We start from the raw sequence: 25,597 nt of genomic DNA on the forward strand, positions 1-25,597 counted from the left end.
CAGCAGCCTGGGCTACCGCAGCCCCGCCGACTACGAGACCACACTCGCGGTCTGACCACCACAACGAGGGTGTCCGTCAAAGCGGAGCAAGCTCACTCCCCGGCCGTGCCCTCTGGGGCGATGTCGATCCAGGTCCGAGTCCGTACGCCCACCTTGCCTGGCACTTGCCACACACGGCAGCTGCCGCTCGGCGAGATTCCGAGGGTGCGGATGGCGCCGGCGACCTGCTGCACGGTGTCCTCGTCTCCCGCGACGATTTCGATCCGGGCGAAACCTTGCTTGGTCAGAGTGCCCAGACCGAGGTGATCGTCCGAGACTGCATAGCGAAGTGACATGGCCGGTACGACGCCGGCCTACCCGCTTCGGGTTCACCAGAGCCGCGACATTTACCCGATAGCGGTCACCATGCCCGAACGGTCACGCCGACCACGCCATGCGCGGCCACCACGGCCTCCTGACACGGAACAGTTCGTCGCTCCTGTCGCAGCCTCCGGCCCGGAGCGCCAGGGCCAAGGACGGCAGGCCGCAGCTCCAACGGGCGAATCCGACGCCCACGTCCTTGTGTGAGGGCACGCCGGATAGGCTCGAGGCACGTCTGGTGAGCAGCAGGGAGGGCCCATGACTGAAGACCGAGCCGCGTACGGACCCGACAGCCCGGACTACGGACTCTCCTACGACCCGGACCCTTGTGCCGAACCCGCTCCCGTCGACGATCCCGACGCCTGGGAAAGCGACTTCCGCGAGCAGGATCCGAACGAAGACCACGCTGAGGCTGGCTGGGAGCAGGCCTTCCGCGACGGCTACATCACGCGCGAGCAGTTCGCGAATCGCCACCGCGCCCATGGAGCCGATCCGGTACAACCGGAAGCTCCGGACGCAACGCCGGTGATCCAGTCCGCCGTGGACAAGCTGCGGTTGAAGCTGGCCACTGCGGACCTCAGTGATGCGGAACGTGCCGAAGAAGAACGAGTGCTGGCCTCGCTGGAGCAGATGCTCAACGAGGGGAAGCAGGAGACGAGCGGGTAGACGGCGTCGGGTCGAGAGCGCGCCTGACGGCAGTGGTGAACTGCTCGCGGCTGACCTCGCTGGCGGCCTCGTTGCGCTGGAAGAGACCGACCATCCCTTGTGCGTGCGCCGTCAGACCGGCTAGCACATCGAAGTCGCCTTGAATGGCGTCCAGCGCCTCACGTCGGAGTTCCCGCAGACGGTTGCCGCTCGCCAGCACCTCGGCGAGGAGCGGGTGGCCATCGAGAGTGTTGAGGTCCTCGCCACGCTCGCGGGCATCCGCCATGAGCGCCTGAAGTTGCCTAACGTGTTCCTGATAGTCCTCAAGGGCCGACTGTACGGCGGTTTGCGCGGCAAGGTAGGCGTCCGAGCCCTGATCCAAACCGGATATTCCGCCCGCTGCCGCCTGGATGAACCGATCGGCGACATCGACATTCTGACGCATGGTCCGGGCCAAGCTCTCGGCTGCTTGCGTCACCTCCTGCGGCCCGAGTAACGCGATGCGTCTGGCTCGCTCTTCCACGCGGGCTGAGGCTTCTCGGAGTGGCTCCAGGTCGTCGGCCTCCGAGCTGCTGGGATGGTGGGACGCCCGGGTGATGCGCAGGCACTCGTCCCAGGCTTCGAGAAACCCCTCGTAGGCGCTGAGACGCTGCTGCCGCAGCCAGTGCGCTTGTTCGGCGGCGGCTTGGTCCTGCACCTGTCGCTGCACGGTCTCAGCGTTCTTGTCTGCTCCTGCTTTCGCCGATCGTGAGGCGAGGACGGCGCCCACGACGGTGCCCACCAGACCGAACACCGCCGCACCCAAGGCGATCACCAGTTCCTTCATGAGGGGCAATCATGGCTGTCAGCAAGGGAGTTGGGAATGGTGCCTCGTGGGTACGGGTGCGAGGCTTGGGGGCGGCCACGGGCTATAGACCGGGGGAGGTCAGCGGGGGTCGAGCCATGGGTTCGACGGCGCCAGATCCCACGCGGCGCGGATGTCGTCGAGCAGGATGCGAGCGCTGAAAGGGGACACGGCCAACTCCTGGCGCGCCTCGGCCAGCCTCTGAGGGTCGCCGCTCATCGCGTTGGATCTGTCGTTCCGTGCTGCCTCGTACCGATTGTCGAAGTCCGGCGCACCAAAGATCTGCAGCAGCGTCAGTGAGAAGTAGGCGCAGGCCGACGCCTCCTGCCACAGCGCGAGCGTCTCCGTGCCGAACGGCACAGCATTCGAGGCGGCATCCGGCGCGGCGTTGACCGTGGGGAGCTCGGGCAGCGGGTTGTCCGCGAGGAACTGGATCCGGGTCCGGGCCTCGATGCCGGCCTGCTCCCTCGGCGAGCGCAGCAGTCGGACCAGGATGTACAGGCGGTTCAGCAGCGGCGCTCCCTCCGCGGTCCACTCCTGCATCGCCAGCAACGTGCGGAAACCCTCCAGCGTGTCGGCGAGCTCCTCCAGGATCATCTTCGGTGCCAGGTCCTTGAGTTCCTTCTGATCGGTCCAGTGGTGGACTTCGACCAGGCGCCGGGCGTAGCGGATGAGGTCCCTCGGGATGCCTCCCGACAGCGCGTGCAGCAGCAGGCAGTAGGTGGGCGTCAGACTCGGTGCGCGTACGGCCAGGAGGTCCTTCGATTCCTCGACCGTGCGCGGCTGCAGATACAGGAGATCGTCCAGCGAGCTGTCCGTTACATCCCGGTGGGGCAGGCCCCGGCGGACGAACGCCGCTCCGACGTCCTCGGCCACGGAGACGAGGTAGTAGACGCCCTTGATCCCGAAGATTGCCTTGATCTGGGCCAAGAACTTGCGTGCCGTGTCGGCGTCCCCGAGCCGGTCGAGCTCATCGATGGCCACGACGACACGTCCATCGAAGATGGTCTCCACCTGGCTGGCGATCTTCTCCAGCAGCTCACGGAAGTCGGTGACCAACTCGGGGAACGTAAAGGGGACTGACGACACAGACGTCGTACGGGAGGTGCCGAGACTGACGCCCTGCACTGCCGGCAACCCGAGGTTCACGGCTGTGGTGGAGTTCTGCACTGTCCGCAGCCGATAGAGGTAGCGCTGGCACTCCTGGGCCAACGACGGCGTTCCCGGCTTCAGACGGCGAAACCGCGGCAGCAGGCGCAGGCCGATGGCGGTCAACGCGATGCCGGAGATCCACGGATGGTCGCGCCACCACCCGACGACAGTGTCCCGTGCCTGCTCCCACCACAACCTGGCCTGATCCACCGCCTCGGGTGTCGCGTAGTTCTCGTAGAGCCACTGCGCGCCGCGCCCCAGGCCAACAGCCAGAATTGTCAGTGCGAGCACCAGCGCGAACAGCCATTTCAGGGTCTTTCTGAGCGCGCGCATGACCCGCCGTTTGCGGACGGAGACGAAAACCCCGGTCTCTGCCGGGTCGAGGCTGAATTGATTCAGATACTTTTCGCAGACTTCACCGAATAAGGTCAGCAGGAACTCTTGAGGCGCGTATTCGGCGGGAGCCTGAACGAAAACCGACAGATCCAAGCTTCGAGTGCTCTGTGGATCTGTGCACGATCGCAGCAGCGTTGACTTCCCGGCTCCACGTGGGCCGCACACTGCGATCGTGCCACCGTCGATCTGGGCCATCTTCTGGCGAAGCTGACGCACAGCCCGGGTGGCGACCACATAGCGGGGATTCTGCGTATCCTTGAGCCCGTCGTGGTCTTCCAAGACCAGTAATGAGTCTTGATCCTCACCGATCAGGCGGCTCACCGCGACCCGCATCTGCGGCAAGATGCCGTCCGTTTCCAGAGCAGTAGCCCAAGCGGACCGCAGATCGTCGCGTCCCTTTCGGTGCTGGGCCAGCTGCAGGCGGAGCCAAAGTACCCAAGTGGCACGCAGGGCGCGCTGCTTCGACGGTTCATCGGTGGAGATCCGTAAGCCGGAAAGGAACGCGACGGCGATAAAGAAGAGGGTTGCCCAGTTGCTCAGCCACCCGCCGAAGAAGACGACATCCGAGAATCCCCATAGCAGGGTGGCTGATATGGCGGTGGCGAATATCTTCAATGGCCAATCGAGGGATAACTGGGCGCGCCCTAATTCGTATTCTTCGGTAACTTGCATTGTTTCGCGGTCGGCGCGGCGATAATTGATATACAGAGTGCGGGTGGAGGCAAATGCTTGAGCGATGAAGTCGCCCTCGAACGCCGCCTCCCGGACAGCTGTAGTCGTCACATGCTCACGCAAATTGAAGTTCGCGCTGATGTCACGGTTTGCCAGGCAGGCGCGGACGGCGAGTTCATAGATTCGAGGATCCCCAGGGTGCCCCCACTCCCACTGCGTAGCCCCTGGCCCCGATGTGTCCAGCACCCGTACCCCCGAGATTCGATACCTCTGGGACTTGCCATGTCCGCGTCGCGATGCAGCGTAAGGGCCGGCGAGCCGCTATGCGCCCGAATCCGCAAAACCTCTTGTTGAGGACCGGAAGAGTCCGGCCATCCGCGGATGTAACCTGCGCCGGCAGCCGAAGCCGAGGCAGCGAGGGCAACATCATCTTGCTGACCCTGGGCTGGGCGACCTGCTGCCTCGCGGGCATGGTCTGCATGTACCTCCTGGGCGAGCGGATGTGGGGGAGGGGCGAGGAGAAGGAGTCGGCTGCTGTAGGTGGCTGACTGGTATGGAGAGAGGTAAGGGCTGAGGTCTGCATCTGGAGAGGGTGCAGGCCTTCTGTCGTTCTGTGAGGAACAACAGGTGTGTGGTGGGAAGAGGAAGTAGGGTCTCTGCAACACGGCTGGACTGTCTCCAGAAATCCGCTGCCCCGTCCACGTGGAGGACCTGGCCTCAGCCCTGTGGGAGATCGCCCGCTCCCGACGCGGCCGGCGTCTTCCACCTTGCTGGTCCTGACGCCCTGAGCCGCTACGTTCCCTGTCAAGTTCATCTGTTCAGATTCCGTGGAGTGCTCTGAGGGCCCGAGGCGCGGTGGAGCCGCCCCGGTGTGACGGTGGCCGGGGCGGCTCTGTAGGCGGAGTGGTCAGCGGTGATGGGAATCTCTGAATTCGGCCAGGGACGCTCGTCGCCTCACTCGTTCCGGCATTCAACGGAGTGGGGAGTTTCAGCGAGCGTCGCGCGTTGTCGGCCTGGGCCGCCCGATCATGCAGGGTGCGGGCCGCGCCGAGCCCTCAAGGGCGCCTTCGGCGGCGCTTCGCGCTGGCTTCCCCTCAATTTGCCGCGTCGGCGGCCCGGGCCGCCGGGCAGGGCGGATGGCTACGGAGGTCGCCCAGGAGACCGGCGCGACCAGCGCCCGCGCGATCAACCTGAGTTGAAACCGGGGTCGGTCGTTGCCAGCGGGCCCGCCTGCGGTCAGGACCGGTGCCGCGTGAAGCTGATGTAGGCGAAGCTCTCACCTGCGCGTGGCGCCCGGGTCCAGGACCGGGTGGTGCAGGTGTGGAGCCTGCCTTGGGTCAGCGCGAAGCGGGGGAGCGAGAGTCCCAGTTCGGTGTGCAGGGCCTCCAGCACCCGCCGTTCGTTGTCCCGCTCGGTATCCTCCGGCCGCAACAGCCGTGCGGGGTCCAGGGTCTCGGGTATCGCGCCGGAGCGCTGGATCTCCATGCCCCGCACGGTGAAGGCGTAGAGCTCCTGGCCGTGTTCGGCCACCGATAGGTGGAAGGCCGACGGATCGTCCGGGGACGAGCGCCTCGGGTCGGACCACACCACCACCGCGCGGCCGGACGAGGAGGCGGCCGCGGCCGGGGACAGGAACAGGCCGTGCAGGTGGCGGTGGGAGGGCCCGTCGAAGGCGAAGGCCCACTCTTCAGCCGTGCGGCCGACGGCGACGACGGCCCGGTCCTCCCAGAGTTCCACGCCCTCCCGCTCGTGGGGCTGGGGCGCCCGCCGGAAAGACCTCGACAGATCGACGGGCGGGCTCAGTTCGGCGCCCTCCTCACCGATCAGGGCAGGCAGGTCGGCGGGATCCGCCCCCTTGACCCAGACGCAGCGGTAGCCGTCGAGCGGCTGCCCGTACCTGAACGGCCCCGTCAGCCAGGTGAGGCCCGGCGGATCGAGATCGGGCACCGGCTCGGGAGCGGGGCCCGTCTCACCGGCCCGCGGTGTCGCGAGGATCTCCCGCCCGCGCTCCGGAGTGATCAGCGGCCCCAGGACCGGATCGGCGAGCAGGCCGAGCGGGACGACCATCAGCGGCCCCAGCGCCTCCCACAGCGGCAGCGCGTCCCGCAGCACGTGCCACGCGGCGTCGGTCGCGCCCCAGCGGGCCGCCTCCCGGGCCTCGGCGACGGCCCGCCCCCACGGACCGGGAGGCGCGTACTGGTGTATGCCGTCCCGCACGGCGCCCAGCACGGCCTCGGCGATCTCCGGGGCGGCCCCCCGGGCGACCATCATCCGCAGCCACTGCTCGTCCCCGCCCGACGGCCCCCGGCCGTTCGCCTGTTCCATGGCCTCCAGGGGCAGGACCTCCGGCTGGTACAGCGGGTCCGCCACCAAGTCGCCGTAGTCCTGGGAGCCGCTCGGAGCGAGCAACTGCCTGAGCTGGTTCAGCAGGACGGCGCTGCGCGGCCTCCCGAAGGAGAACGCCTCCTCCAGCAGGGGCATGGCCTCCTCGTGCCGTCCGCGCAGGGCCAGCAGGTGCGCCTCGTCCACGTGGGCGTCCTGAGTGAGTGTGGTCGCGTTCACGAAGTCGGGTTGCGCCGCTCGGTCGGCGTGGAAGCCGCGGTACATGGCCTCCAGGTATGCGCGGAACGAGGGGTAGCGGTCGGGTACTTCACCGCTCCAGCCCTTGTAGACGTAGAGTGCCCACTCGCCGTCCTGGTCGCTGTCTCCCGGGTCGAGAAGGGCGTGCGACATGTCGGAGTCCGTCTCTAGGCGAAGCGCCCGCCGCCACATTCCGGCCAGCAGGACGTCCTCCCCGCGCGGGTCGTCGCCCGGATCCGGCTCGTACAGCGATGCCATGTCGTACGGATCCTGGAACCAGTCGATGTCCGCAGCGCCCCCGAGTTGGTAGATCGCGGCCGTCTGGTCGACGTGCCATCCGTCGCTCGCGGCCAGGAACCCCCGGTACGAGGGCGGCAGCCGCCGCCCCAGCCGCTCCTCGGCCGCGACGATCGCCGCCTCGTCCGCCCCGGGCAGGCCCGGGCGGACGAGGGTCTGCCCGCCGTTCTCGTCCTCGTCTGCGTCCGGGCGCGGAACCCACTCCTCCTGCCACCGTCCCAGGAACTCGTGCCAGTTGAAAGATTCGCTACTCATGGCCGGATGGTGTCACCCGGCACTGACAAGGCGGCACCCTGTTCTCATCTACCGCGAGGGCGGGCCCCTCAGCAGGGCGACCGCGTTTTTCGCAGGTGAGGTGACGTCATTACCGCGACAGGCCCAGGCCAGCCGTCACTCCACGCTACGTGACCGTCTGTCGTAGCTATGAGAGAACCGGTCCTTCTGGCGCCCGTCCGCAGGTCAGGGCCGCATAAGTGGGGAGATTCATTGAGCAGGTCTGGGACCACCCCCGAGCAGCTGGTGGCCGATTTCAATGAGTGCCATCAGCGGTTCGGTGGCCGGAAGGGGACGACGTTGTCAGCGACGGGTGAAGGCTCGCTCTCGGGTCCCTTCTTTTGGGTGAGGACTGCGCTGGCGAGGGTCAGAAGGGTCACCTGCTGACGAAGCTCCTGGAGCTCTGCTTCCTTATTGGCCAGAGTTTTCTTCAGTTTCGAGACGGTTTCGCGGAGTCGTTTTTCGTTTTCCGGCATCTGCTTTGTCTCGGTGCGGACGCGCTCGTAGAACTCGTTCTTGAGATCGGCATGCCGTTTCATGAGAGCCATGCGGTGGACGTCAGCCTCGACGGCGAGCGCGACGATGGTGAGACTCCCGTTGGAGGTGATGGGCTGCCCGTTCAGGAGCCGGTCTATGGCCTCGCGGACGCGGGTGCGTTCGTTCTGCTGGTTCACGCGGCAGCCTCGGCAGGTCGGGCGGTGGCGTCGTGGGTGTCGGCGGTGGTGCGGAGCTTGTCAGCGTTGTGCCGCAGGCGTTTGCCGAGCGGGCCAGCTGAGCCTCCAGGTCGATCCGGCGAGTGGCTGCGAGCAGCTGGTACGCGCCGGCAGCCGCCTCGTCGACGAGCCACAGTCCGACGGACTTCTCCACCGTCACATCGGCGGCGGTCAGCGCCGCAGCGAGGTCCCGGGCCCGTGCGTACCCGGCGATCGTGGCGCGAGGCCGCGCGCCACGGGAAGCGGCTGCGTCCGCTGACTCGAGGACGATCGCGACCGCCGCGTCGGTGGACTGCTCGCCGAGCAGCCTCATCGCCACCTCGTTGGCCGATTCGACTCCGACGACGACGGCTGCTTCGGCGCGCCTGGCCACGATGAGGTTGCGGGCCCAGGCGAGGGCGTCCAGACCGCTCGTGGTGCCGTTGCAGACGGTGAGGTTGGGGCCGCGCAGCCCGTAGCGGATAGCCACCCAGCCGGCGATGACGTTGCTTGAGGTCTGGGGCAGGCCCAAGGGGCTGAGGCCCCTGACGCCTTCCCGGGCGATGGTGTCGGTTGCTTCGCAGATGCTGTCCGCATTGCCGAGGTTGGTGCTGACCACGACGGCGGTCGCATCAGCCACACCCGTGAGCGTGGCGTCGGCATCGGTCAGACCCGCGTTGTGGAGGGCGAACTCGGCGGCCCGCAGGGCGAGCCGGGACGCGCGGTCCTTGTGGCGCAGCTCGCGTCCGCTGAGTCCGGTGGCCGGGTCGAAGCCGCCCTCGCCGGGCAGCGGTCCGAGGAGGTCGCCGTAGGTCGCGACACCGGGGAGCGCCAGCCCGATGCCCGTGACGACGACCTCCCGGACGCTCGGGCTAATCATCCGTGCCGTGCTCGTCGTACTCATCAGGCGGCCTCCACGATCGCGACGGCGTTGATCCCTCCGAAGCCGAAGGCGTCGACCTGGGCGATGTTCAGGTCGCCGGTTGCGGGGGAGCCCTGTACCAGGCGCAGTCCCGTGGCCTCGGGGATCGGGTCGGTGAGCCGTAGGTCTGCGGAATCGACAGCGCCACATCGCAGGTGTCGGCGACGTACGCGTACAGAATCTCCGGGAGTTCCCCGCTGTCGAGGGCCAGCTTCATCAGGTTGCGGCAGTGGATCTGGAAGCCCGGGTCGTCGCAGGCCAGCAGGATGCGTACGGCGTTGGTGGCCGCCTGGGTGCCGACCAGCCCGGGGGTGGGCCAACCGTGGACGTCGACGATCTCCCGGAGCTGTTCGGCATTGGTCCGCCGGATCTCGCGCAACTGGATTCTCAGGTGGGCCGCGGGGATCCGGCAGGCGGTTGCGTGAGCGTTCCTTTCCGCGAGTCCCATGGCCTGCAGCAGCGCGCCGGCCTTGCTGCGATCGGCCGTCATCGCCGTCGGCGCGCGTCCGGGCCTCGGTACGAGCGGTGGGCTCGGCCAGCGCTGCCGGCCGTCGAGGAGATGGCTGGAGAGGACATCTATCGGCTGCGGCACTGGCACAAGGCGAAGCTGGACGAGCCGGGCAACATTCCGCGTGTGGCGGTCGAGGAGCGGATGGGCCATGAGCTGCCGGGAGTGGAGGGAACCTACAGTGAGGTAACACTCGCGATGGAGGAGCGGATAGCTGGGTACCTCCAGAGAGTGTGGGAGAAGGAAGTGGTGGGGGCTGCGCTGTGGACGCCGACTTTTCCCATACCTCTCCCAGACAGTCCCGCGAATCCGGCTCCGCCGCTGTTCAGCGGCCTTCCCATCCTGGAGTACGAGTGATTGTGTGGATCAACGGCGCTTTCGGTGTCGGGAAGACCAGCACGGCACGCGAACTGATCGGCCTGATCCCCGGCAGCAACTGCTTCGACCCCGAGGTGATCGGAGGCACTCTGCGTCATCTGTTGCCGTCGAAGAGGCTTGCGGAGGTGAGTGACTATCAGGACCTCCCCATCTGGCGCCGGCTGGTAATCGAGGGGGCCGCCGCCATGCTGGCGGAGTTGGGCGGCGTGCTGGTGGTGCCGATGACGTTGTTGCGCCAGGAGTACCGGGACGAGATCTTCGGTGGGCTCGCGGCCCGTCGCATTCCGGTGCGGCATGTCCTTCTCACCGCAGATGAAACGATCCTGCGCACACGGATCGACCAACGCCGGGAGCCCGGACTGAGTGAGTCCGAGAACGCCGAACGCGTGCGGCGATGGGCCCACGACCGCATCGAGGCCTACCACCAGGCGCAGCACCGGTGGCTTGCCAAAGACGCCTTCGCCATCGACAACGGCACGCTGACACCCCACCAGGCCGCCGAACGCGTGGCCGCCGCGGTACGAGCCGGCTCCGCGACCGTCTGCGATATCGTCCAGACCGCCGAGCCGACCAAGGAAACCCTGGCCGCGGGAGTCCTCCTCTTCGACGACCAGGATCGGGTGCTGCTCGTGGACCCCACGTATAAGCCCGGTTGGGAGTTCCCCGGCGGAGTGGTCGAACCCGGCGAAGCCCCCGCCCGGGCCGGAGTGCGCGAGGTACGTGAAGAGACCGGGCTCGAACTTGCCCGCGTACCCAGCCTGTTGGTCGTCGACTGGGAGCCGCCCGCGCCGCCGGCCTTCGGCGGACTGCGGATGCTCTTCGACGGCGGCAGGCTGGAGCCGGCCCGAGCGGGGCGGCTGCGGCTACCGGGGCCGGAGTTGCGCGCCTGGCGATTCGTCACCGAGGCAGAGGCTGCTGACCTGCTCCCACCGGCGCGCTATGCGAGGCTGCGGTGGGCGCTGCGGGCCCGTGAACGCGGCTCGGTCCTCAACCTTGAGGACGGTGTACCCGTCGGCTGAGCCCATCGCCACCGTCACGCGCTGATCCACCGGGCGTGACGGCCGGGCCCATCGAAGCCGCTGAACACCCTTGAAGCGCAAAGGCCGCGCACGACCTCGACGCCGCCGAGTGTTACTCCTGGGCGCACAGAGGAACTTTTGGCGCCCAGGAGCTCGGCCTCAGGGCTGGCCCTGCTCGGGGCTCGCCGCGGCAGCGGCCAGTACCGCTGCTGCACCCTCCGTCACCGGGTCTCCATGTCCGAAACACACAGTGCTCGGTGCCAGCGCGGCCAGTCTCCGGAAGGACTCCCGCGCGCGTTCCCGGTCGGTGTTGAACACGCCCAGCATCACGCCGCCCACACCCGCCACACTGTCCCCTGTGAACAGGACTCTGTGACGCGGCAGGTGGACCCCGATGGAACCGTCCGTGTGCCCCGGGGCGTGCACCACGTGGGCGCCACCGGCGAAACCGAGGTCGTCGCCGTCCTGCACCTCGCGGTGCACCGGTGTCGGTGGCGCCGCCGGAAGAGCGAGGCCGTGCGCGTACAGCGGGACCTCCCAGTCCAGCAGGACGGGCTCGGGCACCGGCAGTTCACCCCGGATGACGGGCGTGTCCAGCGCATGGGCGAGGACCTCCGCCCCGTAGCGTGCCGAGAGTTCAGCGGCGGAGCCGACGTGATCACGGTGGCAGTGGGTCAGGACGATCCGACGCAGGTTCTCCGGGCGAAGGCCCAGGCTCCGGATCGCCGCCGCGATCTGGGTACCGGCGCCCACCGGGCCGCTGTCCACGAGCGTGAGGTCCTCCCGCTCATCGCGCCAGAGGTAGGCCTGCCCGATGGGGAACCGCAACAGGTGGAGCCTGGGCAGTAGTTCGACGAGGTCCATGCAGCGAGCGTAGGCCGCCGACGTCCCCGGAGCTCCGGAACGCCCTGCACCAGGAGCTAAGCCCGACGCGAACGACCGGCGGCCACCGGCCTCAGACCTTCTTCGATTCGGCGTAGTTGACCAGGAACAGGGCTTCCGCGACCGAAAGCCGTTCCAACTCCTGTGGTGAGACACTCTCGTTCACCGCGTGGATCTGGGCTTCGGGCTCGCTCAGGCCGATCAGCAACATCTCGGTACCCGGGTACAGCTCCGTCAGCGTGTTGCACAGCGGAATCGATCCGCCCATCCCGGCCACCTGCATCTCCTGCCCCGGATAGGCGACCTCCATCGCACGCGCCATCGAGGCGTAGGCGGGGCTGGAGGTGTCCGCCTGGAACGGCTGGCCCTGGCCCACCTGTTCGACCGTCACCCGGGCGCCCCAGGGCGTGTGCGCCTCAAGGTGGGACACGAGAGCCTTGTTCGCCTCAGTGGTGTCCACGCCCGGCGGCACCCGCAGACTCACCAGTGCCCGGGCGCTCGCGTGTACCGAAGGAGTGGCTCCGACCACCGGCGGGCAGTCGATGCCCAGCACCGTCACCGCCGGACGCGCCCACAGTCGGTCCGCCACGGTGCCCGAGCCGATCAGCCCCACACCGTCGAGCACCCGGGCGTCCGCCCGGAAGTCTTGCTCCGGGTACTGCAGACCATCCCAAGAAGCGTCCGTGGCCAAGCCGTCCACGACGGTCGAACCGTCCTCGGCGCGCATCGAGTCCAGGACGCGGATCAACGCGGCCAACGCATCGGGAGCCGCGCCACCGAACATCCCCGAATGCAGGTTGCCGCCGAGTGTGTCCACCTGTACCCGTACCAGCGTCATGCCCCGCAGGGTCGCAGTCACAGTCGGCAGCCCCACCCGGAAGTTCCCCGCGTCACCGATCACGATGGCATCCGCCGCCAACAGCTCGGGGTGCGCCTCGGCGTACTGCTGGAGGCCGCCGGTCCCCTGCTCCTCGCTTCCCTCCACGATCACCTTGACCCCGACCGGAACGCCGCCGTTCGCCCGGAGGGCGCGAAGCGCCGTCAGGTGCATGATGAAGCCGCCCTTGCAGTCGGCGGCGCCACGGCCGTACCAGCGACCGTCCCGCTCCGTCAGCTCGAAGGGCGGGGAGATCCATGCGGCCTCATCGAGCGGTGGCTGTACGTCGTAGTGCGCGTACAGCAGCACGGTCGGTGCTCCCGCAGGACCAGGCAGGTATCCGTAGACGGACTGGGTGCCATCGGGGGTGTCGAGCAGGGCCACGTCCTGGAAACCCTCGGACTCCAGGGCGCCGACCACCCAACGGGCCGCGGCCTCGCACTCGCTCTTGGGGAACTGAGCCGGATCCGCAACCGACGGGAAGGCCACCAGCTCGGCCAGCTCCGTCTTCGCTCGGGACATCAGCGAGGCGACGGAATCGGCAACCGGATTCGGCGACATGGGCACGCTCCTCATGGGTGCGACGTTGGAGAGGTGTAAGCCGGTGCGCCGCCCGAGTCCGCGGGGTGACGCGTATGCGGGATACGGCACAAGGCTGATCCGATCCTCCCACAGCGGGCCCGCGGTGGGCCTCGCCGTAGGATTCGGCTCGGCACCGGAGCACTGTGGGATCAGGAGCGAAAGCACACGTGAGCAGCGAGGACGTACACGAGGTCGAGGGCGCCGCGCAGACCGGGGGCGCCGGGGCGGACCGTGGTGACGCGGCGGAGCCGGCTGCCACGCCCGGCGGGCCGGGAGAGGGCGAAGCCGCTCGACCCGTGCCGGAGGCGGCCCACGCCCAAGCAGCGGCCGTGGAGGTGGATCAGCCCTCGCCCCTGGCCGGCCGTGAGGCCACGGAGGGCGGAATTCCTCCCGGGGAGGAGGAGCGGGAACTGTGGGACGTCATCGTGGTGGGCGGGGGTCCGGCCGGGGCCACGGCCGCCCACGCCGCCGCGAGCGCCGGACGGCGGGTCCTTCTGTTGGAGAAGGCCCAACTGCCCCGCTACAAGACCTGCGGCGGCGGCATCATCGGTCCCTCCCGTGACGCCTTGCCGCCGGGCTTCCTCCTTCCGCTCAAGGACCGGGTCAACGCGGTGACCTTCACGCTCGGGGGCAAGTTCACCCGCACCCGTCGTTCCCGGCACACGCTCTTCGGCCTCATCAACCGCCCGGAGTTCGACGCCGCCCTCGTCGCGGAAGCAGAGAAGGCGGGAGCCCGACTCCGTACCGGGGCCACCGTCGTCCGGGTCGAGCAGCACGGCGCCGCCGTCCCCGACCGTAGGACCGTCGCGGTTGTCCTGTCCGACGGCGAGACCGTGTTCGGGCACTGCGTGGTCGGCGCGGACGGTAGCGCGAGTCGGATCGGTGCCCATGTGGGCGTCGAGCTGGAGCAGGTGGATCTCGGACTGGAGGTCGAGATCCCGGTACCGCCTTCGGTCGCGGAGGACTGGAAGGGACGCGTGCTGCTCGACTGGGGCCCGCTGCCCGGTAGCTACGGTTGGGTCTTCCCCAAGGGGGACACGCTCACCGTCGGGGTCATCTCGGCGCGCGGCCAGGGGGCGGCCACCAAGCGGTACTTGGAGGACTTCATCGCCCGGCTCGGCCTGGCCGGGTTCGAACCCGCAGTCTCCTCGGGGCACCTCACCCGCTGCCGTAGCGCGCAGTCGCCGCTCTCCCGCGGCCGGGTGCTGGTCTGCGGCGACGCGGCCGGCCTCTTGGAGCCGTGGACCAGGGAGGGCATTTCCTTCGCCCTGCGCTCGGGGCGCCTCGCAGGGGAATGGGCGGTGCGGATCGCGGAGGCGCAGGATGGCGTCGACGCGCGGCGCCAGGCGCTGAACTACGCCTTCGCCGTCAAGGCGGGCCTTGGGGTGGAGATGGCCGTGGGGCGGCGGATGCTCACGCTCTTCGAGCGGCACCCGGGCCTGTTGCACGCGGCGATCACCGGATTCCGGCCCGCTTGGCGGGCTTTCGTGAAGATCACCCGAGGGTCCAGCTCGTTGGGGGAGATGGTGCGCAGCTCGCCGGCGGCGCGGCGGGCCCTGCACGCCCTGGACCGTCGTCAGGCGGGCCGCGCCACCGCGCAGGAGGGCGCTGAGCCCGCGGGCTGAGCGGGAGTCGACCGAGGTTGCCGGGCGGGGGGGAGCGTGCCGGGCGGGGGCGCTCCCGGGTAACCGCTCGGCCCCTTCCGTCCGGTGGCGACAGCTCAGGACCGCTTGCCCGGCGCGGCCTTGGTCACCGTGATGCGAAAGACGGGGTGGTCAGGGGCGGCTGACCTTAGTTCCTCGTCGGTGGAGTCGGCGGTCACGCCTTGGAAGAAGCGGTCCACCTCCCAGCCCCAGCGTTTGAGGTAGCTGCGCAGCACCGCGGGCTTCTCCTCGTCCGGGACCTCCACCGCGGTGAAGGTGCGCACTCGACGTCCGACCCTCAGCTCGCCGCCGCCGGCCACCCGCATATTGCGCACCCACTGGGAGTGGCCCCGGGCGGAGACCAGGTACTGGGCTCCCTCGTGGACGTGGGGGTTCACGGGAAGGCGTTGCATCTGGCCGGACTTCCGTCCACGGACGGACAGTTCAGCGGTACCCATGAGGCTCACCCCGAGGCGGGCGAGGAGCCCGATGACGTTGTTGAGGCGTGTTGCCACCGGGCCTGCTTGGAAGTAGTAGGCGGACATCTTCGCCTCCTGGGCGTCTTTGAGGACAGCGTATCGAGCCGCTCGGCAAGGTACGTGGGTGCAACCTACCCGAGCGGTGCTCCAATCTGTGAGCGGTGCTCTCTCTTTAAGTCTGCACGGATGCGCGCGCCCTCGCAAGAGCACTGCTCACGGAATAGAGCACCGGTTACGTTTTGGTTCAGTGCTCCGAATCTCTGGCACACTGATCCGCATGAGTACAGTCCGAGGGGCCCGTGAACGCGCTCGCGCTGAAGTCACCGCCGCGATCAAGGACGAGGCGCGCCGTCAACTGGCCGCGGAAGGGGCTGCCAGACTCTCGCTGCGGGCCGTCGCCCGTGAGCTCGGCATGGTCTCGTCGGCCCTCTACCGCTACTTCCCCAGCCGTGACGACCTGCTGACGGCGCTGATCATCGATGCCTACGACGCCGTCGGGGCCGCGGCAGAAGCCGCCCACGCCCGCTCCGATCACCGGAGCGGCCTCGCGTGCTGGGTGGGCGTCTCGGCGGCCGTACGCACCTGGGCGTTGGATCATCCGCACGAATACGCGTTGATCTACGGCTCTCCGGTGCCCGGCTACTCCGCGCCGCAGGACACCGTCGGTCCGGCCTCCCGTACGGCGCTCACGCTCATCGCCGTATGCCGAGAGGCGTACGTGAGCCGCGGGATGGCCCTGCCGCTGCTTCCCGAGCAACTCGCCCCCGAGGCACAGCGGATGGCGGCTGACTTCGCGCCGGACCTGCCCCCGGCGGTGGTGGCCGCGCTGGTTGCCGCCTGGGCGCAGTTGGTCGGCCTGGTTTCCTTCGAGGTGTTCGGCCAGTTCCACCGGGTCGTGGAGGAGCGGGAGGCCTTCTTTTCCTATGCCGCTGCCCAACTAGGCGTATCGGTAGGACTGTTGGGTGAAGTGTGAGAAGCGTAGGGGCGGCTGAGCGTAGGCGGGCGTCGTCGGTGGCGCCGCCCCCCACGGCCGTACCGCTCGGGCCCGCGCGGCGATTGTGGTTGGCCCGTCGCGGTGTGTCGAGGGTGCGGGTTGCGGCCACACTCGCCGCAGGTCCCGGCCTGATCGAGGGGCGGGGCCGAGTGGATGCCGCCGTGGGCGATATCCGCCCACGGCGATCCGTGCCGCGCTCCACCTCGTGCCCTGTCGCGCCGAGGGGGAGCGAGCGTGGGCTGTGGCAGCGCTATCCGATGGGGGAGGTGTCCCGCCACAGCTCGGCCAGCCTGATGTCTCCTGTGATGGTCAAGGCGGTCAACGGCCGCCGGTTCCACAGGGCGGCGTAGAGCGTCGCGGCGGGTGCCGCCAACTGGCATTCGGCCGGCGCCGTTTCGCCGCGGACCGTCTGCGGGGGCTTCTCCTCGGACAGGGTCATGGTCCACCGGCTGCCGGTGTCGGTGGCGTGCAACTGCAACACCCTTGGTCCAGGGGTGCGCACCTTGCTGCGGTCCAGGCCATGAAAACCCGCGGTCAGCTCGTCCAGTCCGTCCTCCGCGAACGCCGCTGCGCAGTCGGTGTACTCGATGCCGAGCGCCGCTTCGGCGTCGAGCCGGTGCACCGTCGTCTCGTGCGCCTGGCGGCGAGCCCAGAAGGCCAGAGGACTCGCGGCGGGCAGGAAGGTCCAACACTCCAGATCCTGTGGTGCCGCCCGCAACGCGTCCAGCAACTGCCGGTGAGCGGTGCGGTACCACTCGACCAGCGCCTCACCGTCCGTGGTGGGTTCAGGGCCCATCGGCTGGTACCCAGGAGCGCCGCTGCGAAGGATCCCGGCCGCCCACTGGTGGACGACCCCGGTGTGCCTGAGCAACTGTGAGACCTGCCAGCCGGGACACGTCGGTACGAACGCTCCCGTTCCCGCCTTGGCCGCGGTCTCCGCGAGGGCTTGGCCCTCCCGCTCCAAGGACCGGAGGTACGAGTCGATGGTGATGGGCGCCGATGGTTGCTGCAACTCCCCTTTGGTCATGGAGGGATTGTGCCACCAGATGTTCGACGGTCTCTCCGGGCGGGCCCTACCGCCGCGGCGAGGTCAGCCGGAGGGCGCCGCATCGGGATCGTGGAGGCCGGTCATCCGCACCGTGATGTTGAGCCGTCCGGAGCGCAGTCCGCATTCCTCGGTGCTGCCGGTGCCGGGGAACACCCTCGGTACCCCGTGGTAGGCGAAGCGAGAGGGGCCGCCGAAGACGAAGAGGTCTCCGCAGGACAGTTCCACATCGGTGTAGGGGCGACCGCGTGACTGTGGGTTCCCGAATCGGAACAGGCAACGGTCGCCGAGGCTGAGCGAGACGACCGGCGCACCGGATCGCTCCTCCCTGTCCTGGTGCATGCCCATGCGAGCGCCCTGCGCGTAGAAGTTGACCAGCGCCGTGTCGGGCGCGTAGTCCGCGCCGCCGTACTGCGAGGCCAGCTCGCCGTAGACCTCCTGGACCGCTGCCCGGCCCAGCTCGCTCAGCCACCGGGGCAATGGCGCGACCCGTGCCCCGTTGACGTCCTCGGCCGTGCGGGAGTACCGGTACGGCTGCCAATGCCAACCGAGGCGCAACGTCTGGACGGACATGGTCCCGCCGCCGGGCAGTGTGGTGTGTCGTAGTGGTACGGGGCCGCGGGCCCAGCTGCGGCAGGCTCGGGTCAGCTCGCGCTGCTGAGTGGGCGAGAGCCACTTCGGCACGTGAACGGCCCCGGGCGCGAGGATCGCCCGCGGTCGCGGGAAGAGTGTGTCCATCGTTCTCCTCCGGCCGGTGTCGGCTGCGGCCCGTTCGCTCTTGGGTCCCCCGCTTCCGACGGTAGCGCCGTGGTGGGGATGGGGAAGCCGGTGTGGGGCGATCCTGGGATCATGCGAGACTCGCCTTCATGAACGGCAAGGCGACCACTGGACAGCAGGTGGGGGACGCGTCCACGCGGAGCAGGTTGGAGCGCGGGCGCAGTGCACTCGGGCCCGCTCTGGAACTCGTCCACACGGGCCGCGCGCCGACCCGGGCCGTGCTGACCGCCGAGCTGGGCGTCACCCGCGCGACGGCCGGTGCCGTCGCCGCCGAGCTGGAGGCCCTGGGCTTGATCCGGGTGGACTCCAGTCCAAGGGGTGCCGGCGGGGCCCAGGGCCGCCCCTCCCACCGCCTGTCGGTCGATGCCACGGGCCCGGTAGCGCTCGCCGCGCAGGTCCACCCCGACGGCTTCCGGGCCGCCTTGGTGGGGTTGGGCGGCCAGATCGTCGCTACCAGCCCGGGTTGTGTCACCGTCTCCGCCGACCCGGCCCAGGTGCTCGGGGAGGTGGTGGCCGCCGGGATGGAGCTGCTGGCCGGTAGTGGGCGGCGATGCATCGGGGCGGGTCTCGCCGTGCCCTCGGCGGTGGCCGAGCCGGAGGGGACCGCACTCAACCCCCTGCATCTGGCCTGGCCGGCCGGTGCCCGAGTGCAGGGCATCTTCGCGCAGCGGGTAAGGGAGGCCGGCATCGAGGGACCGGTCCTCGCCGGCAACGACGTCAACCTCGCGGCCCTTGCCGAGCACCGGCACGGCGCCGGGCGCAGTGCCCAGCACCTGCTGTGCGTGGCGACCGGCCACCGTGGGGTCGGTGGGGCGCTCGTCCTCGATGGCCGGCTGCACACCGGTAGCGCCGGCCTGGCCTTGGAGGTGGGGCACCTCACGGTGAACCCGGAGGGGCGGGCCTGTCACTGCGGCAGTCGCGGGTGCCTGGACGTCGAGGCCGATCCGTTGGCCTTCCTCACGGCTGCGGGCCGAGATCCGGGCCCCGAGGTCTCCTTGCTCCAGCAGGCGCGCGAACTGCTTCGTGCCCAGGCCGCGGACCCCGGTGTGCGACGGGCCGTGGCCGAGCTCATCGACCGCCTCGGGCTCGGCCTCGCCGGGCTGGTCAACATCCTGAACCCGGACCGGATCATTCTCGGGGGGCTGCACGGCGAGTTGCTTCAGGCCGATCCGGAGCGGCTGCGCGCGGTGGTGGCCGACCGCAGTCTGTGGGGCCGCAGTGGGGGAGTGCCGATCCTTCCCTGCTCGTTGGCCCACAACAGCCTGGTCGGTGCGGGCGAGCTGGCCTGGCAGCACGTCCTGGACGATCCGCTGGGTGCGTTGAGTTGACGGGCCGGGCGGGCTACGCCTGGCGGTCGGTCGGCCCGCGGGTGCGGAGGACCGGTGCCCGCCTGCTTCCGGTGAACCGGTGTCCGGCGGTCCAGTGTGAGGAACACCCGTCCCTCACTCACCAGTTCGGCACTTTCCAATGGAACGTGCCGATCCGCTGGCTAGAGTGCCAAGCGCGCCCCGGGCCCCCTCCCGGGGCGATCTGCTCCCGGCGGCTCAGCCCGCGTAGGCGGGCTGGGCGGCCGGAGCGAGCGGAGGTTGCTCGGGAGCCCCGGCCGGTGGTTGGGCCACCAGAGGTTCGGGCGGCCCCTGGGGTACGGCGTCCACTGCTGGTCTGAGTTCCAGGCCGGCGTCCGGGGTGCAGGCCGGGAGGGTGAACCACACGACCTTGCCCGATCTGCCGCCGGCGTCACTGGGGCGGGCGCCCCAGCTTTCGCTCACCGCTTCGATCAGCGCGAGCCCGCGCCCGCAGGTCTCCAGTCCTCCCGCGTCTTTGCGTACCGGGAGTCGTGGATCGTTGTCGCGCACCGAAACGGTGAGGCGGTCGAGCAGTAGCTCGATCTCCACGGTGCACGTCTTGTCCGGCCGGGCGTGCCGGTGGACGTTGCTCAGGAGCTCGGTCACGCCGAGCGCCGCCCGGTCTATCAACGGGTCCATATGCCAGTAGCGCAGTTGCGCAGTAACGATTCTGCGGACCTGGCCTATCCGCGACGGCAGGGCCTGGAGCTCCACCGTGCAGTGCCTGCTCGGATTACTGATCACGGCTGCGACTCCCCGAATGGGTCCGGAAGAAGACGAAGATCCGTTCCAGCAGCGGCTGCCTGCTGTTGGGGTCCGGTGTTCGGTCCGACGGAGCGGGCTGGTTCACAGCGTCACCGCCGGTAAACCCTGAGTGAGGTCACACAAGCGTCACCCAGCGCCTGACGCTACGCAACTCGCGCCCGGACCTCACGGCAGTCTGCCCCCACTCGGGCCCTGGCACCAGAGGGCGCGCAGCGGCTGTTCCGAGTGGCCACAAGCGATGCCGATGGATACCCAAAGTCAAGGTTTGTGCAGGTCGGAGAGGTACAGTCCGAAGGAAGGGCCGCCCGGGGAGCACCGGGCCCGGCCAGCGGGCAGGCCAGCACAGGAGCGGGCAACATGAGCACCACAGGACAGCCGGACACCGGCAGCACCGACGGCATCCGCGGTTCCCTGGCGACCGTCGACACCGACCGCAGCGATCCGACCTACCGGGCCTGGCTGAAAGAGGCGGTCCGCAAGGTACAGGCGGACGCCAACCGATCCGCGGACACCCACCTACTGCGCTTCCCCCTCCCCGAAGAGTGGGGTATCGACCTCTACCTCAAGGACGAGTCCACCCATCCGACGGGCTCCCTCAAGCACCGGCTCGCCCGCTCGCTGTTCCTGTACGCGCTCTGCAACGGATGGATCCGTCCGGGGCGACCCGTCATCGAAGCGTCCAGCGGCTCCACGGCCGTGTCGGAGGCCTACTTCGCGAAACTCATCGGAGTGCCGTTCATCGCGGTGATGCCCCGCACCACGAGCGCCGAGAAGTGCCGGCTCATCGAGTTCCACGGGGGGCGCTGCCATTTCGTCGACGACCCGATGAAGATGTACGAGGAATCCGCCAACCTCGCCGCCGAGACCGGTGGGCACTACATGGACCAGTTCACCTACGCGGAACGGGCCACCGACTGGCGGGGCAACAACAACATCGCCGAATCGATTTACCAGCAGATGCGGCTGGAGCGCTATCCGGAGCCTACCTGGATCGTCGCCACCGCGGGCACCGGCGGCACCTCGGCGACCATCGCCCGCTACGTGCACTACATGCAGTACGACACCCGCATCTGCGTCCCCGACCCGGAGAACTCCGTGTTCTTCGAGGGCTGGACGACCTCGGACCCCACAGTGACCGGGGACTGCGGGTCGCGGATCGAAGGCATCGGGCGCCCGCGGATGGAGCCGAGCTTCCTACCGGCCGCCATCGAACGCATGATGAAGGTTCCGGACGCCGCCAGCGTCGCCGCCTGTCGGGCACTGGAGCGTGCCATCGGTCGCAAGGCCGGCGGGTCCACCGGTACCGGCCTGTGGAGTGCCCTGAAGATCGTCGCTGAAATGGTGGCCGAGGGCCGCCGGGGCAGCGTCGTCACGCTGCTCTGCGACCCCGGAGACCGGTACCTGGACAAGTACTACTCCGACAGCTGGCTCGAAGAACAGGGCCTGGACATCGGGCCCTACACCACCGCGATCAGTTCGCTGCTGGAAACCGGAGTGTGGCCGGACGCCGGCTGATCCCACCCCACTCGCCGCGACCGCCAACGCCCGGGCACCGCGCATCCGGGAGCGGAGCGGGGGTCACCTGATGGAGGGAGAGGGCTGGGCCTGGGGTCCCTGGGGCGGGATGCTGGGTCCGTGCCGTATGACGCACCGCACCAGACACCCGACCCCGATCCGATCACGAATCGCGCCCCCGACCAGGGTCCCGCCCTGGAACTCCTCGTACACGGTGTCGGCGGCGCGACCCCCGAGGAGATGTTGGGTGATCCACGCACCTTGCGGATCACCGGAGACGGCACTGCCGCGGTCTTCCGTCGCACCGCGGACGCCCGCGCCGAGGAAGACCCGCACCGCCACACCGGGCGTCCCATCCCCGAGGCGTACTGCTGGTCACGGCTCACCTCGGGCAACGGCGCCCGGGCGCTCTGGCTGCTCCTCCTGCCGTTCATGGTCGTCAACCTGGCCCACTGGTCCCGTCCCGCCGCGCCCCCCGGGGCCGGCCGACAGGTGCGTGCCTACGGAGTCCTGGTCAGGCTCGTCGCTCTGAGCCTGACCGTGCTGCTCGTCGCCGCCGCCTGCGAGGTGGCGCTCGACCTGCTGGCCTGGCAGTGCGCGGGCACCGCACGCTGCACCAAGGACCGTTCCTGGCTCGGCTTCCTGGCCCCAGAGCACCACGGCTGGTGGTCGCAGCCCGGCCGACGCCTCGCCCTGTGCGCGCCGATCCCGGCTGCTCTCACCGGACTGCTGTGGTACCTGTCCAACCGGACCTGGAGCGCCTACGAATCCCAACAGCCGCTCCCGAGCGAGGAGCCGCACCCGGCGGAGCCGGAGGACGACTGCACCGGCGGTGTTCCCGCACTGGGGCGCCCCGGCTTTTGGTACGGGCGACGGCTCGTGGCCCGGCTGCGCGCCGCGCACACCGCCGCGGGGTTGCTCACCGTGGCCGCCGCGGTGGCCGGGGCAGCCGCCCGATACGACCGCGAGGACGGCGGCAGCCCCGCTCTGGACGCCGTCGGCAGGCTCACCGAGGGCCTGCTGGCAGCCGCCGGTCTCACGGTGGTCTGGGTGGTCTGTCGACGCGGGCGCACCGAGACCCGCCTCGACGCGCGCATCGACCACGCCGTCATTTCCCTGATGCCCGGCTCAGCGCTGGCCCTGCTGTTGCTCAGCCTTGGCTATGCGGGCTGGTCGCGGCCCCAGTGGACCTCGTCCGGGCGTCTCCCGGGCGATCTCACCTTCGGTGCGCTCACCCTTGGGCAAGGCGCCCTGGTGGTGGCGCTGGCCCTGATCGCCGCCGGCCTGTACCGCAGGAGTCGGCCGCGCACCCAACCCAAGGGGCGCGGGGCGCACTTCGGTGCCCCGCGGCCCCTCACCCAGCGGCCCGCGCTACGAGGGCTGGGCGGTCCGGCGGTCGCCATGCTGGCCTGCGCGCTGGGCTCGGTGATGTCCGGCGGGGTGGCCCAGCGCGTCGCGGACTGGCTGGACGGCGGCGCCACCCCCGGCATGGCGCACGCGCCCTTACCCGGTCCGCCCGTACTGCTGTCCTGGCAGGCGGCCACACTCCCCCCGCTGCTGCTGGTCCTCGCCCTGCTCGCCGTCCACTTCGGCGTCCGGGGCGCGTTGACCGGACGCCGGCTGCGGACGGTCGTCGAAGCCGAGTACCCCGAGGAGCCGACCGACCACGCGCGCAGCAGAGCCATCGCCCGGGCCCGCGCCACCGCCGGACTCACCGACGCCACGCCCTGGTTCATCGCCGCGGTCTCCTCGGTCACGCTGCTCCTCGGGGCGGCCTCCGTACTCGGTGCCTGGTTGAGTGGGACCGTTCCCGGGGAGGCCGCGCGCGGAAGCAATCCCTTGGTCGAAGGGGCCGCGCAGACCGCGCAGGCGCTCGGGTCCTGGCTGATCGGTCTGGGCTTCCTCCTCTTCGTCACCTGGGGCCGGCGGGCCTATCAGGACCCTTCCGCGCGGCGCACGATAGGAATCCTCTGGGACATCGGCACCTTCTGGCCGCGTGCCGCCCATCCCTTCGCGCCGCCCTGTTATGCAGAGCGAGCCGTACCCGACCTCACCTGGCGGATGGCGAGTTGGACCCGGCGCACCGGTGGTCGGCTGGTGATCTCCGGACATTCCCAGGGCAGCGTGCTGGCTGCCGCGGCGGTCTGGCAACTGCCCCCGACGGCGCGCAGTCAGGTGGCGCTGCTGACCTACGGCTCACCGCTTCACCGGCTCTACGGCCGTTGGTTCCCGGCGTACTTCGGACCTGGCCCGTTGGCCGCACTGCACGAGGAGGTCCACTGCTGGCGGAACCTGTGGCGGGCCACCGACCCCATCGGCGGTCCGGTGTTGCCGACAGACCCCGGGTCGGGTGTGGACCGGGGCCCGCTGACCGACCCCCTCGTATACGGCCGGACCGCCCGGCACCCGCTGCCCGCCCCCATCCTCGGCCACGGCGACTACCAGGCCGACCCCTCCTTCGCCCGTGAACGGGACGCGCTGTTGGCCTCCCTCAGACCCGGTGGTCCGCACCTGCCGGTGCCCCGCGGCCCGGATGGCTGAGCCTGACGGCCTCAGTGCGGAGGGAGCAGCCCTGCCTCCGAGGGTTCCACCCGAGGCCGCATCCGGGCCGCGAGGACGGCGACGTCGTCCTCCGCGTGCATGGCGTCCAGGGCAGCCAGCAGGTGATCCAAGGCGCCCTGCACCCGTACGCCCGGGGGGAGCCGCTGCCCGGCAAGTCGGGCCAGCGACACGTCGATGTCTTCCCCCGGCGCTCCACGAGCCCGTCGGTGAACAGCAACAACGTCTGTGCGGCGGTGAGTTCACGGGTGGTCATGAGGTAGCCACCCATCCCGGTTCCCAGCGGCGGCCCAACCGGCAACTCGACCAACTCGCCCTGGCCGTCGGCGCCGAACACCACGGGCGGAAGGTGCCCCGCACTGGCGAAGGCCGCCTTTCCGCGAGCCGGGTCGAGACGGGCCAGCAGGCAGGTGGCCGGGCGACGCGAACCCTCCTGTGAGACTGCCGTGTCCAACTGGCGAAGCACCCGGTGCGGGGGCAGGTCCGTGGCAGCCACGTAGCGGAGCATGGAGCGGTAGGCGTTCATGTCCACGGCCGCGTCCAGCCCGTGCCCCATCACATCGCCCATCACCAGCAGCGTCCTGCCGTAGTGCAGGCGCACCGTTTCGAACCAGTCCCCGCCGACCAACACCCCGCTGCCGGAAGGCAGGTAGCGGGTGGCGAGGTCAAGGTTCGGGTGCGGACGCCCCGGTGCTGCCAGCAGCGCCTGTTGGAGGTTGAGCGCCGTGGAGTGCGTCGCCGCATGACGGTGCGCGTGCCCGAGGTGCGCCGCGGCCAACCGAGCGGCGAACCGCACGGTGGCGGCATGCTCGTCATCGAATTCCTCACCCACGCGCACGGCCACGACCGTTCCGTACGAACGACCCCGTACCGTCAGAGGTGCGGACAGGGCCGCCCACGGCAGACCGCCGGCAATCCCGGTCGATGCCCACCGCCGGTGCCCCTCGCCTGTCGCCCGGGCACCCGCAGCAGGGTCCGTCCCCTGCGTCGGTCCGGTCGCGGAGCAGCGATCCAACAGTTCAAGACGCCCCCTGGCCGCCGCTCGGTACGGCGGACCCTGCTCCGCCCCCTCTGGGTCGCCGCCCTGTCTCCCGGCCACGAGCTCCACCGCGATCGCGTCGCACCACCGTGGACACAGGAAGGCAGTCAGCTCCCGACACGTGGTCTGTTCGTCGAGCGTGGTGCCGATCGCCTCCACCGCCTCCTCCAGGAGGGTCTGCCACGCGTGGAGCTGTGCGTGCCCCCTCGCGTCCGCCCGGTGCTCACCCTCCGGGGTTTCACCACTTCGGCCCACCGTGCCACCTCCGCAGCTCCGCCGCTCCGCCTCGTGCTCACCGCGACCCGCGGTCCGACCTGCAGCCATCCCAGCAGTTCAGGACGCCGATGACGCGGATT

The 25,597-nt window shown here is 69.6% G+C and carries 22 protein-coding genes and 1 pseudogene; 9 read left to right on the top strand and 14 right to left on the bottom strand.

The genetic code is table 11. From position 1 onward, the window contains the following. Positions 1-92: 92 nt before the first annotated feature. Complete coding sequence (locus ACFYMC_RS22710) at positions 93-335, bottom strand: DUF6207 family protein (protein WP_388528248.1); 243 nt, start codon at positions 333-335, stop codon at positions 93-95. A gap of 283 nt (positions 336-618) precedes the next feature. Here ACFYMC_RS22710 and ACFYMC_RS22715 point away from each other — a divergent pair, with 283 nt between their 5' ends. Further along, positions 619-1,026 (top strand): hypothetical protein, encoded by a 408-nt coding sequence (locus ACFYMC_RS22715; protein ID WP_388528249.1) that lies wholly within the window; start codon positions 619-621, stop codon positions 1,024-1,026. On the opposite strand, the gene ACFYMC_RS22720 is transcribed toward ACFYMC_RS22715, so the two are convergent. Next, positions 995-1,831 carry a hypothetical protein gene (locus ACFYMC_RS22720; protein WP_388528251.1) on the bottom strand — a complete coding sequence of 279 codons (837 nt, stop codon included), beginning with the start codon at positions 1,829-1,831 and terminating at the stop codon, positions 995-997. The two genes, ACFYMC_RS22715 and ACFYMC_RS22720, sit on opposite strands and share 32 nt — an antisense overlap. A gap of 99 nt (positions 1,832-1,930) precedes the next feature. Next, positions 1,931-4,180 (bottom strand): P-loop NTPase fold protein, encoded by a 2,250-nt coding sequence (locus ACFYMC_RS22725; protein WP_388528252.1) that lies wholly within the window; start codon positions 4,178-4,180, stop codon positions 1,931-1,933. Between the two features lie 570 nt (positions 4,181-4,750). Between ACFYMC_RS22725 and ACFYMC_RS22730 the strand changes: the two are divergent. After that, positions 4,751-4,865, top strand: a pseudogene (locus ACFYMC_RS22730) (dTDP-4-dehydrorhamnose reductase); the annotation flags it as partial. A 440-nt stretch (positions 4,866-5,305) separates the two neighbouring features. On the opposite strand, the gene ACFYMC_RS22735 reads toward ACFYMC_RS22730, so the two are convergent. The 4 genes from ACFYMC_RS22735 to ACFYMC_RS22750 all read right to left on the bottom strand — a co-directional run bounded on the left by ACFYMC_RS22735 (position 5,306) and on the right by ACFYMC_RS22750 (position 9,323). After that, the gene (locus tag ACFYMC_RS22735; protein ID WP_388528254.1) at positions 5,306-7,201 is read right to left on the bottom strand and encodes an SMI1/KNR4 family protein; all 1,896 of its coding nucleotides are present in this window, start codon (positions 7,199-7,201) and stop codon (positions 5,306-5,308) included. Between the two features lie 287 nt (positions 7,202-7,488). Further along, positions 7,489-7,893: a hypothetical protein gene (locus tag ACFYMC_RS22740; RefSeq protein ID WP_388528256.1), complete on the bottom strand. Its 405-nt coding sequence runs from the start codon at positions 7,891-7,893 to the stop codon at positions 7,489-7,491. Further along, a complete protein-coding gene (locus ACFYMC_RS22745) occupies positions 7,778-8,815 on the bottom strand; it encodes a beta-ketoacyl synthase N-terminal-like domain-containing protein (protein ID WP_388528258.1) in 1,038 nt (345 codons plus the stop codon). The genes ACFYMC_RS22740 and ACFYMC_RS22745 overlap by 116 nt, the downstream gene beginning before the upstream one ends. 67 nt (positions 8,816-8,882) lie before the next feature. Further along, positions 8,883-9,323: a DUF6624 domain-containing protein gene (locus ACFYMC_RS22750; protein WP_388528260.1), complete on the bottom strand. Its 441-nt coding sequence runs from the start codon at positions 9,321-9,323 to the stop codon at positions 8,883-8,885. Positions 9,324-9,392: 69 nt separating this feature from the next. Here ACFYMC_RS22750 and ACFYMC_RS22755 point away from each other — a divergent pair, with 69 nt between their 5' ends. Then, positions 9,393-9,698, top strand: coding sequence for a hypothetical protein (locus tag ACFYMC_RS22755; protein WP_388528262.1), 306 nt, complete (start codon positions 9,393-9,395; stop codon positions 9,696-9,698). Next, positions 9,695-10,738, top strand: coding sequence for an NUDIX domain-containing protein (locus ACFYMC_RS22760; RefSeq protein WP_388528264.1), 1,044 nt, complete (start codon positions 9,695-9,697; stop codon positions 10,736-10,738). Before ACFYMC_RS22755 ends, ACFYMC_RS22760 begins: the two co-directional genes overlap by 4 nt. A gap of 159 nt (positions 10,739-10,897) precedes the next feature. On the opposite strand, the gene ACFYMC_RS22765 is transcribed toward ACFYMC_RS22760, so the two are convergent. Continuing rightward, complete coding sequence (locus tag ACFYMC_RS22765; protein WP_388528266.1) at positions 10,898-11,602, bottom strand: MBL fold metallo-hydrolase; 705 nt, start codon at positions 11,600-11,602, stop codon at positions 10,898-10,900. A 91-nt stretch (positions 11,603-11,693) separates the two neighbouring features. After that, positions 11,694-13,058 carry a dipeptidase gene (locus ACFYMC_RS22770; RefSeq protein WP_388528268.1) on the bottom strand — a complete coding sequence of 455 codons (1,365 nt, stop codon included), beginning with the start codon at positions 13,056-13,058 and terminating at the stop codon, positions 11,694-11,696. Positions 13,059-13,462: 404 nt separating this feature from the next. Here ACFYMC_RS22770 and ACFYMC_RS22775 point away from each other — a divergent pair, with 404 nt between their 5' ends. Beyond that, positions 13,463-14,704 (top strand): geranylgeranyl reductase family protein, encoded by a 1,242-nt coding sequence (locus ACFYMC_RS22775; RefSeq protein WP_388528346.1) that lies wholly within the window; start codon positions 13,463-13,465, stop codon positions 14,702-14,704. A 95-nt stretch (positions 14,705-14,799) separates the two neighbouring features. Here the strand turns inward: ACFYMC_RS22775 and ACFYMC_RS22780 are convergent, their stop codons facing one another. After that, the gene (locus ACFYMC_RS22780) at positions 14,800-15,267 is read right to left on the bottom strand and encodes a nitroreductase family deazaflavin-dependent oxidoreductase (RefSeq protein ID WP_388528270.1); all 468 of its coding nucleotides are present in this window, start codon (positions 15,265-15,267) and stop codon (positions 14,800-14,802) included. 211 nt (positions 15,268-15,478) lie between these two features. Between ACFYMC_RS22780 and ACFYMC_RS22785 the strand changes: the two genes are divergently transcribed. Next, on the top strand, positions 15,479-16,174 hold the full coding sequence (locus tag ACFYMC_RS22785; RefSeq protein ID WP_388528272.1) for a TetR/AcrR family transcriptional regulator: 696 nt from the start codon (positions 15,479-15,481) through the stop codon (positions 16,172-16,174). A 271-nt stretch (positions 16,175-16,445) separates the two neighbouring features. Here the strand turns inward: ACFYMC_RS22785 and ACFYMC_RS22790 are convergent, their stop codons facing one another. Then, positions 16,446-17,222, bottom strand: a complete 777-nt coding sequence (locus ACFYMC_RS22790) for a maleylpyruvate isomerase family mycothiol-dependent enzyme (protein ID WP_388528274.1) — start codon at positions 17,220-17,222, stop codon at positions 16,446-16,448. A 63-nt stretch (positions 17,223-17,285) separates the two neighbouring features. Then, entirely contained in the window at positions 17,286-17,978 is a 693-nt protein-coding gene (locus tag ACFYMC_RS22795) for an alpha-ketoglutarate-dependent dioxygenase AlkB family protein (RefSeq protein ID WP_388528276.1), read from the bottom strand. A gap of 128 nt (positions 17,979-18,106) precedes the next feature. On the opposite strand from ACFYMC_RS22795, the gene ACFYMC_RS22800 reads away from it, so the two are divergent. Next, a complete protein-coding gene (locus ACFYMC_RS22800) occupies positions 18,107-19,345 on the top strand; it encodes an ROK family protein (RefSeq protein ID WP_388528278.1) in 1,239 nt (412 codons plus the stop codon). A 216-nt stretch (positions 19,346-19,561) separates the two neighbouring features. On the opposite strand, the gene ACFYMC_RS22805 is transcribed toward ACFYMC_RS22800, so the two are convergent. Then, a complete protein-coding gene (locus ACFYMC_RS22805; RefSeq protein WP_388528280.1) occupies positions 19,562-20,107 on the bottom strand; it encodes an ATP-binding protein in 546 nt (181 codons plus the stop codon). 378 nt (positions 20,108-20,485) lie between these two features. Between ACFYMC_RS22805 and ACFYMC_RS22810 the strand changes: the two genes are divergently transcribed. Then, positions 20,486-21,643 carry a PLP-dependent cysteine synthase family protein gene (locus tag ACFYMC_RS22810; RefSeq protein ID WP_388528282.1) on the top strand — a complete coding sequence of 386 codons (1,158 nt, stop codon included), beginning with the start codon at positions 20,486-20,488 and terminating at the stop codon, positions 21,641-21,643. A 120-nt stretch (positions 21,644-21,763) separates the two neighbouring features. After that, positions 21,764-24,184: a hypothetical protein gene (locus tag ACFYMC_RS22815; protein WP_388528284.1), complete on the top strand. Its 2,421-nt coding sequence runs from the start codon at positions 21,764-21,766 to the stop codon at positions 24,182-24,184. Here ACFYMC_RS22815 and ACFYMC_RS22820 read toward each other — a convergent pair. Further along, entirely contained in the window at positions 24,135-25,496 is a 1,362-nt protein-coding gene (locus ACFYMC_RS22820; RefSeq protein WP_388528286.1) for a PP2C family protein-serine/threonine phosphatase, read from the bottom strand. The genes ACFYMC_RS22815 and ACFYMC_RS22820 overlap by 50 nt on opposite strands. Positions 25,497-25,597: the final 101 nt, after the last annotated feature.

This window comes from Streptomyces sp. NPDC006879 (genome assembly GCF_042869595.1).
Lineage (GTDB): Bacteria > Actinomycetota > Actinomycetes > Streptomycetales > Streptomycetaceae > Streptomyces.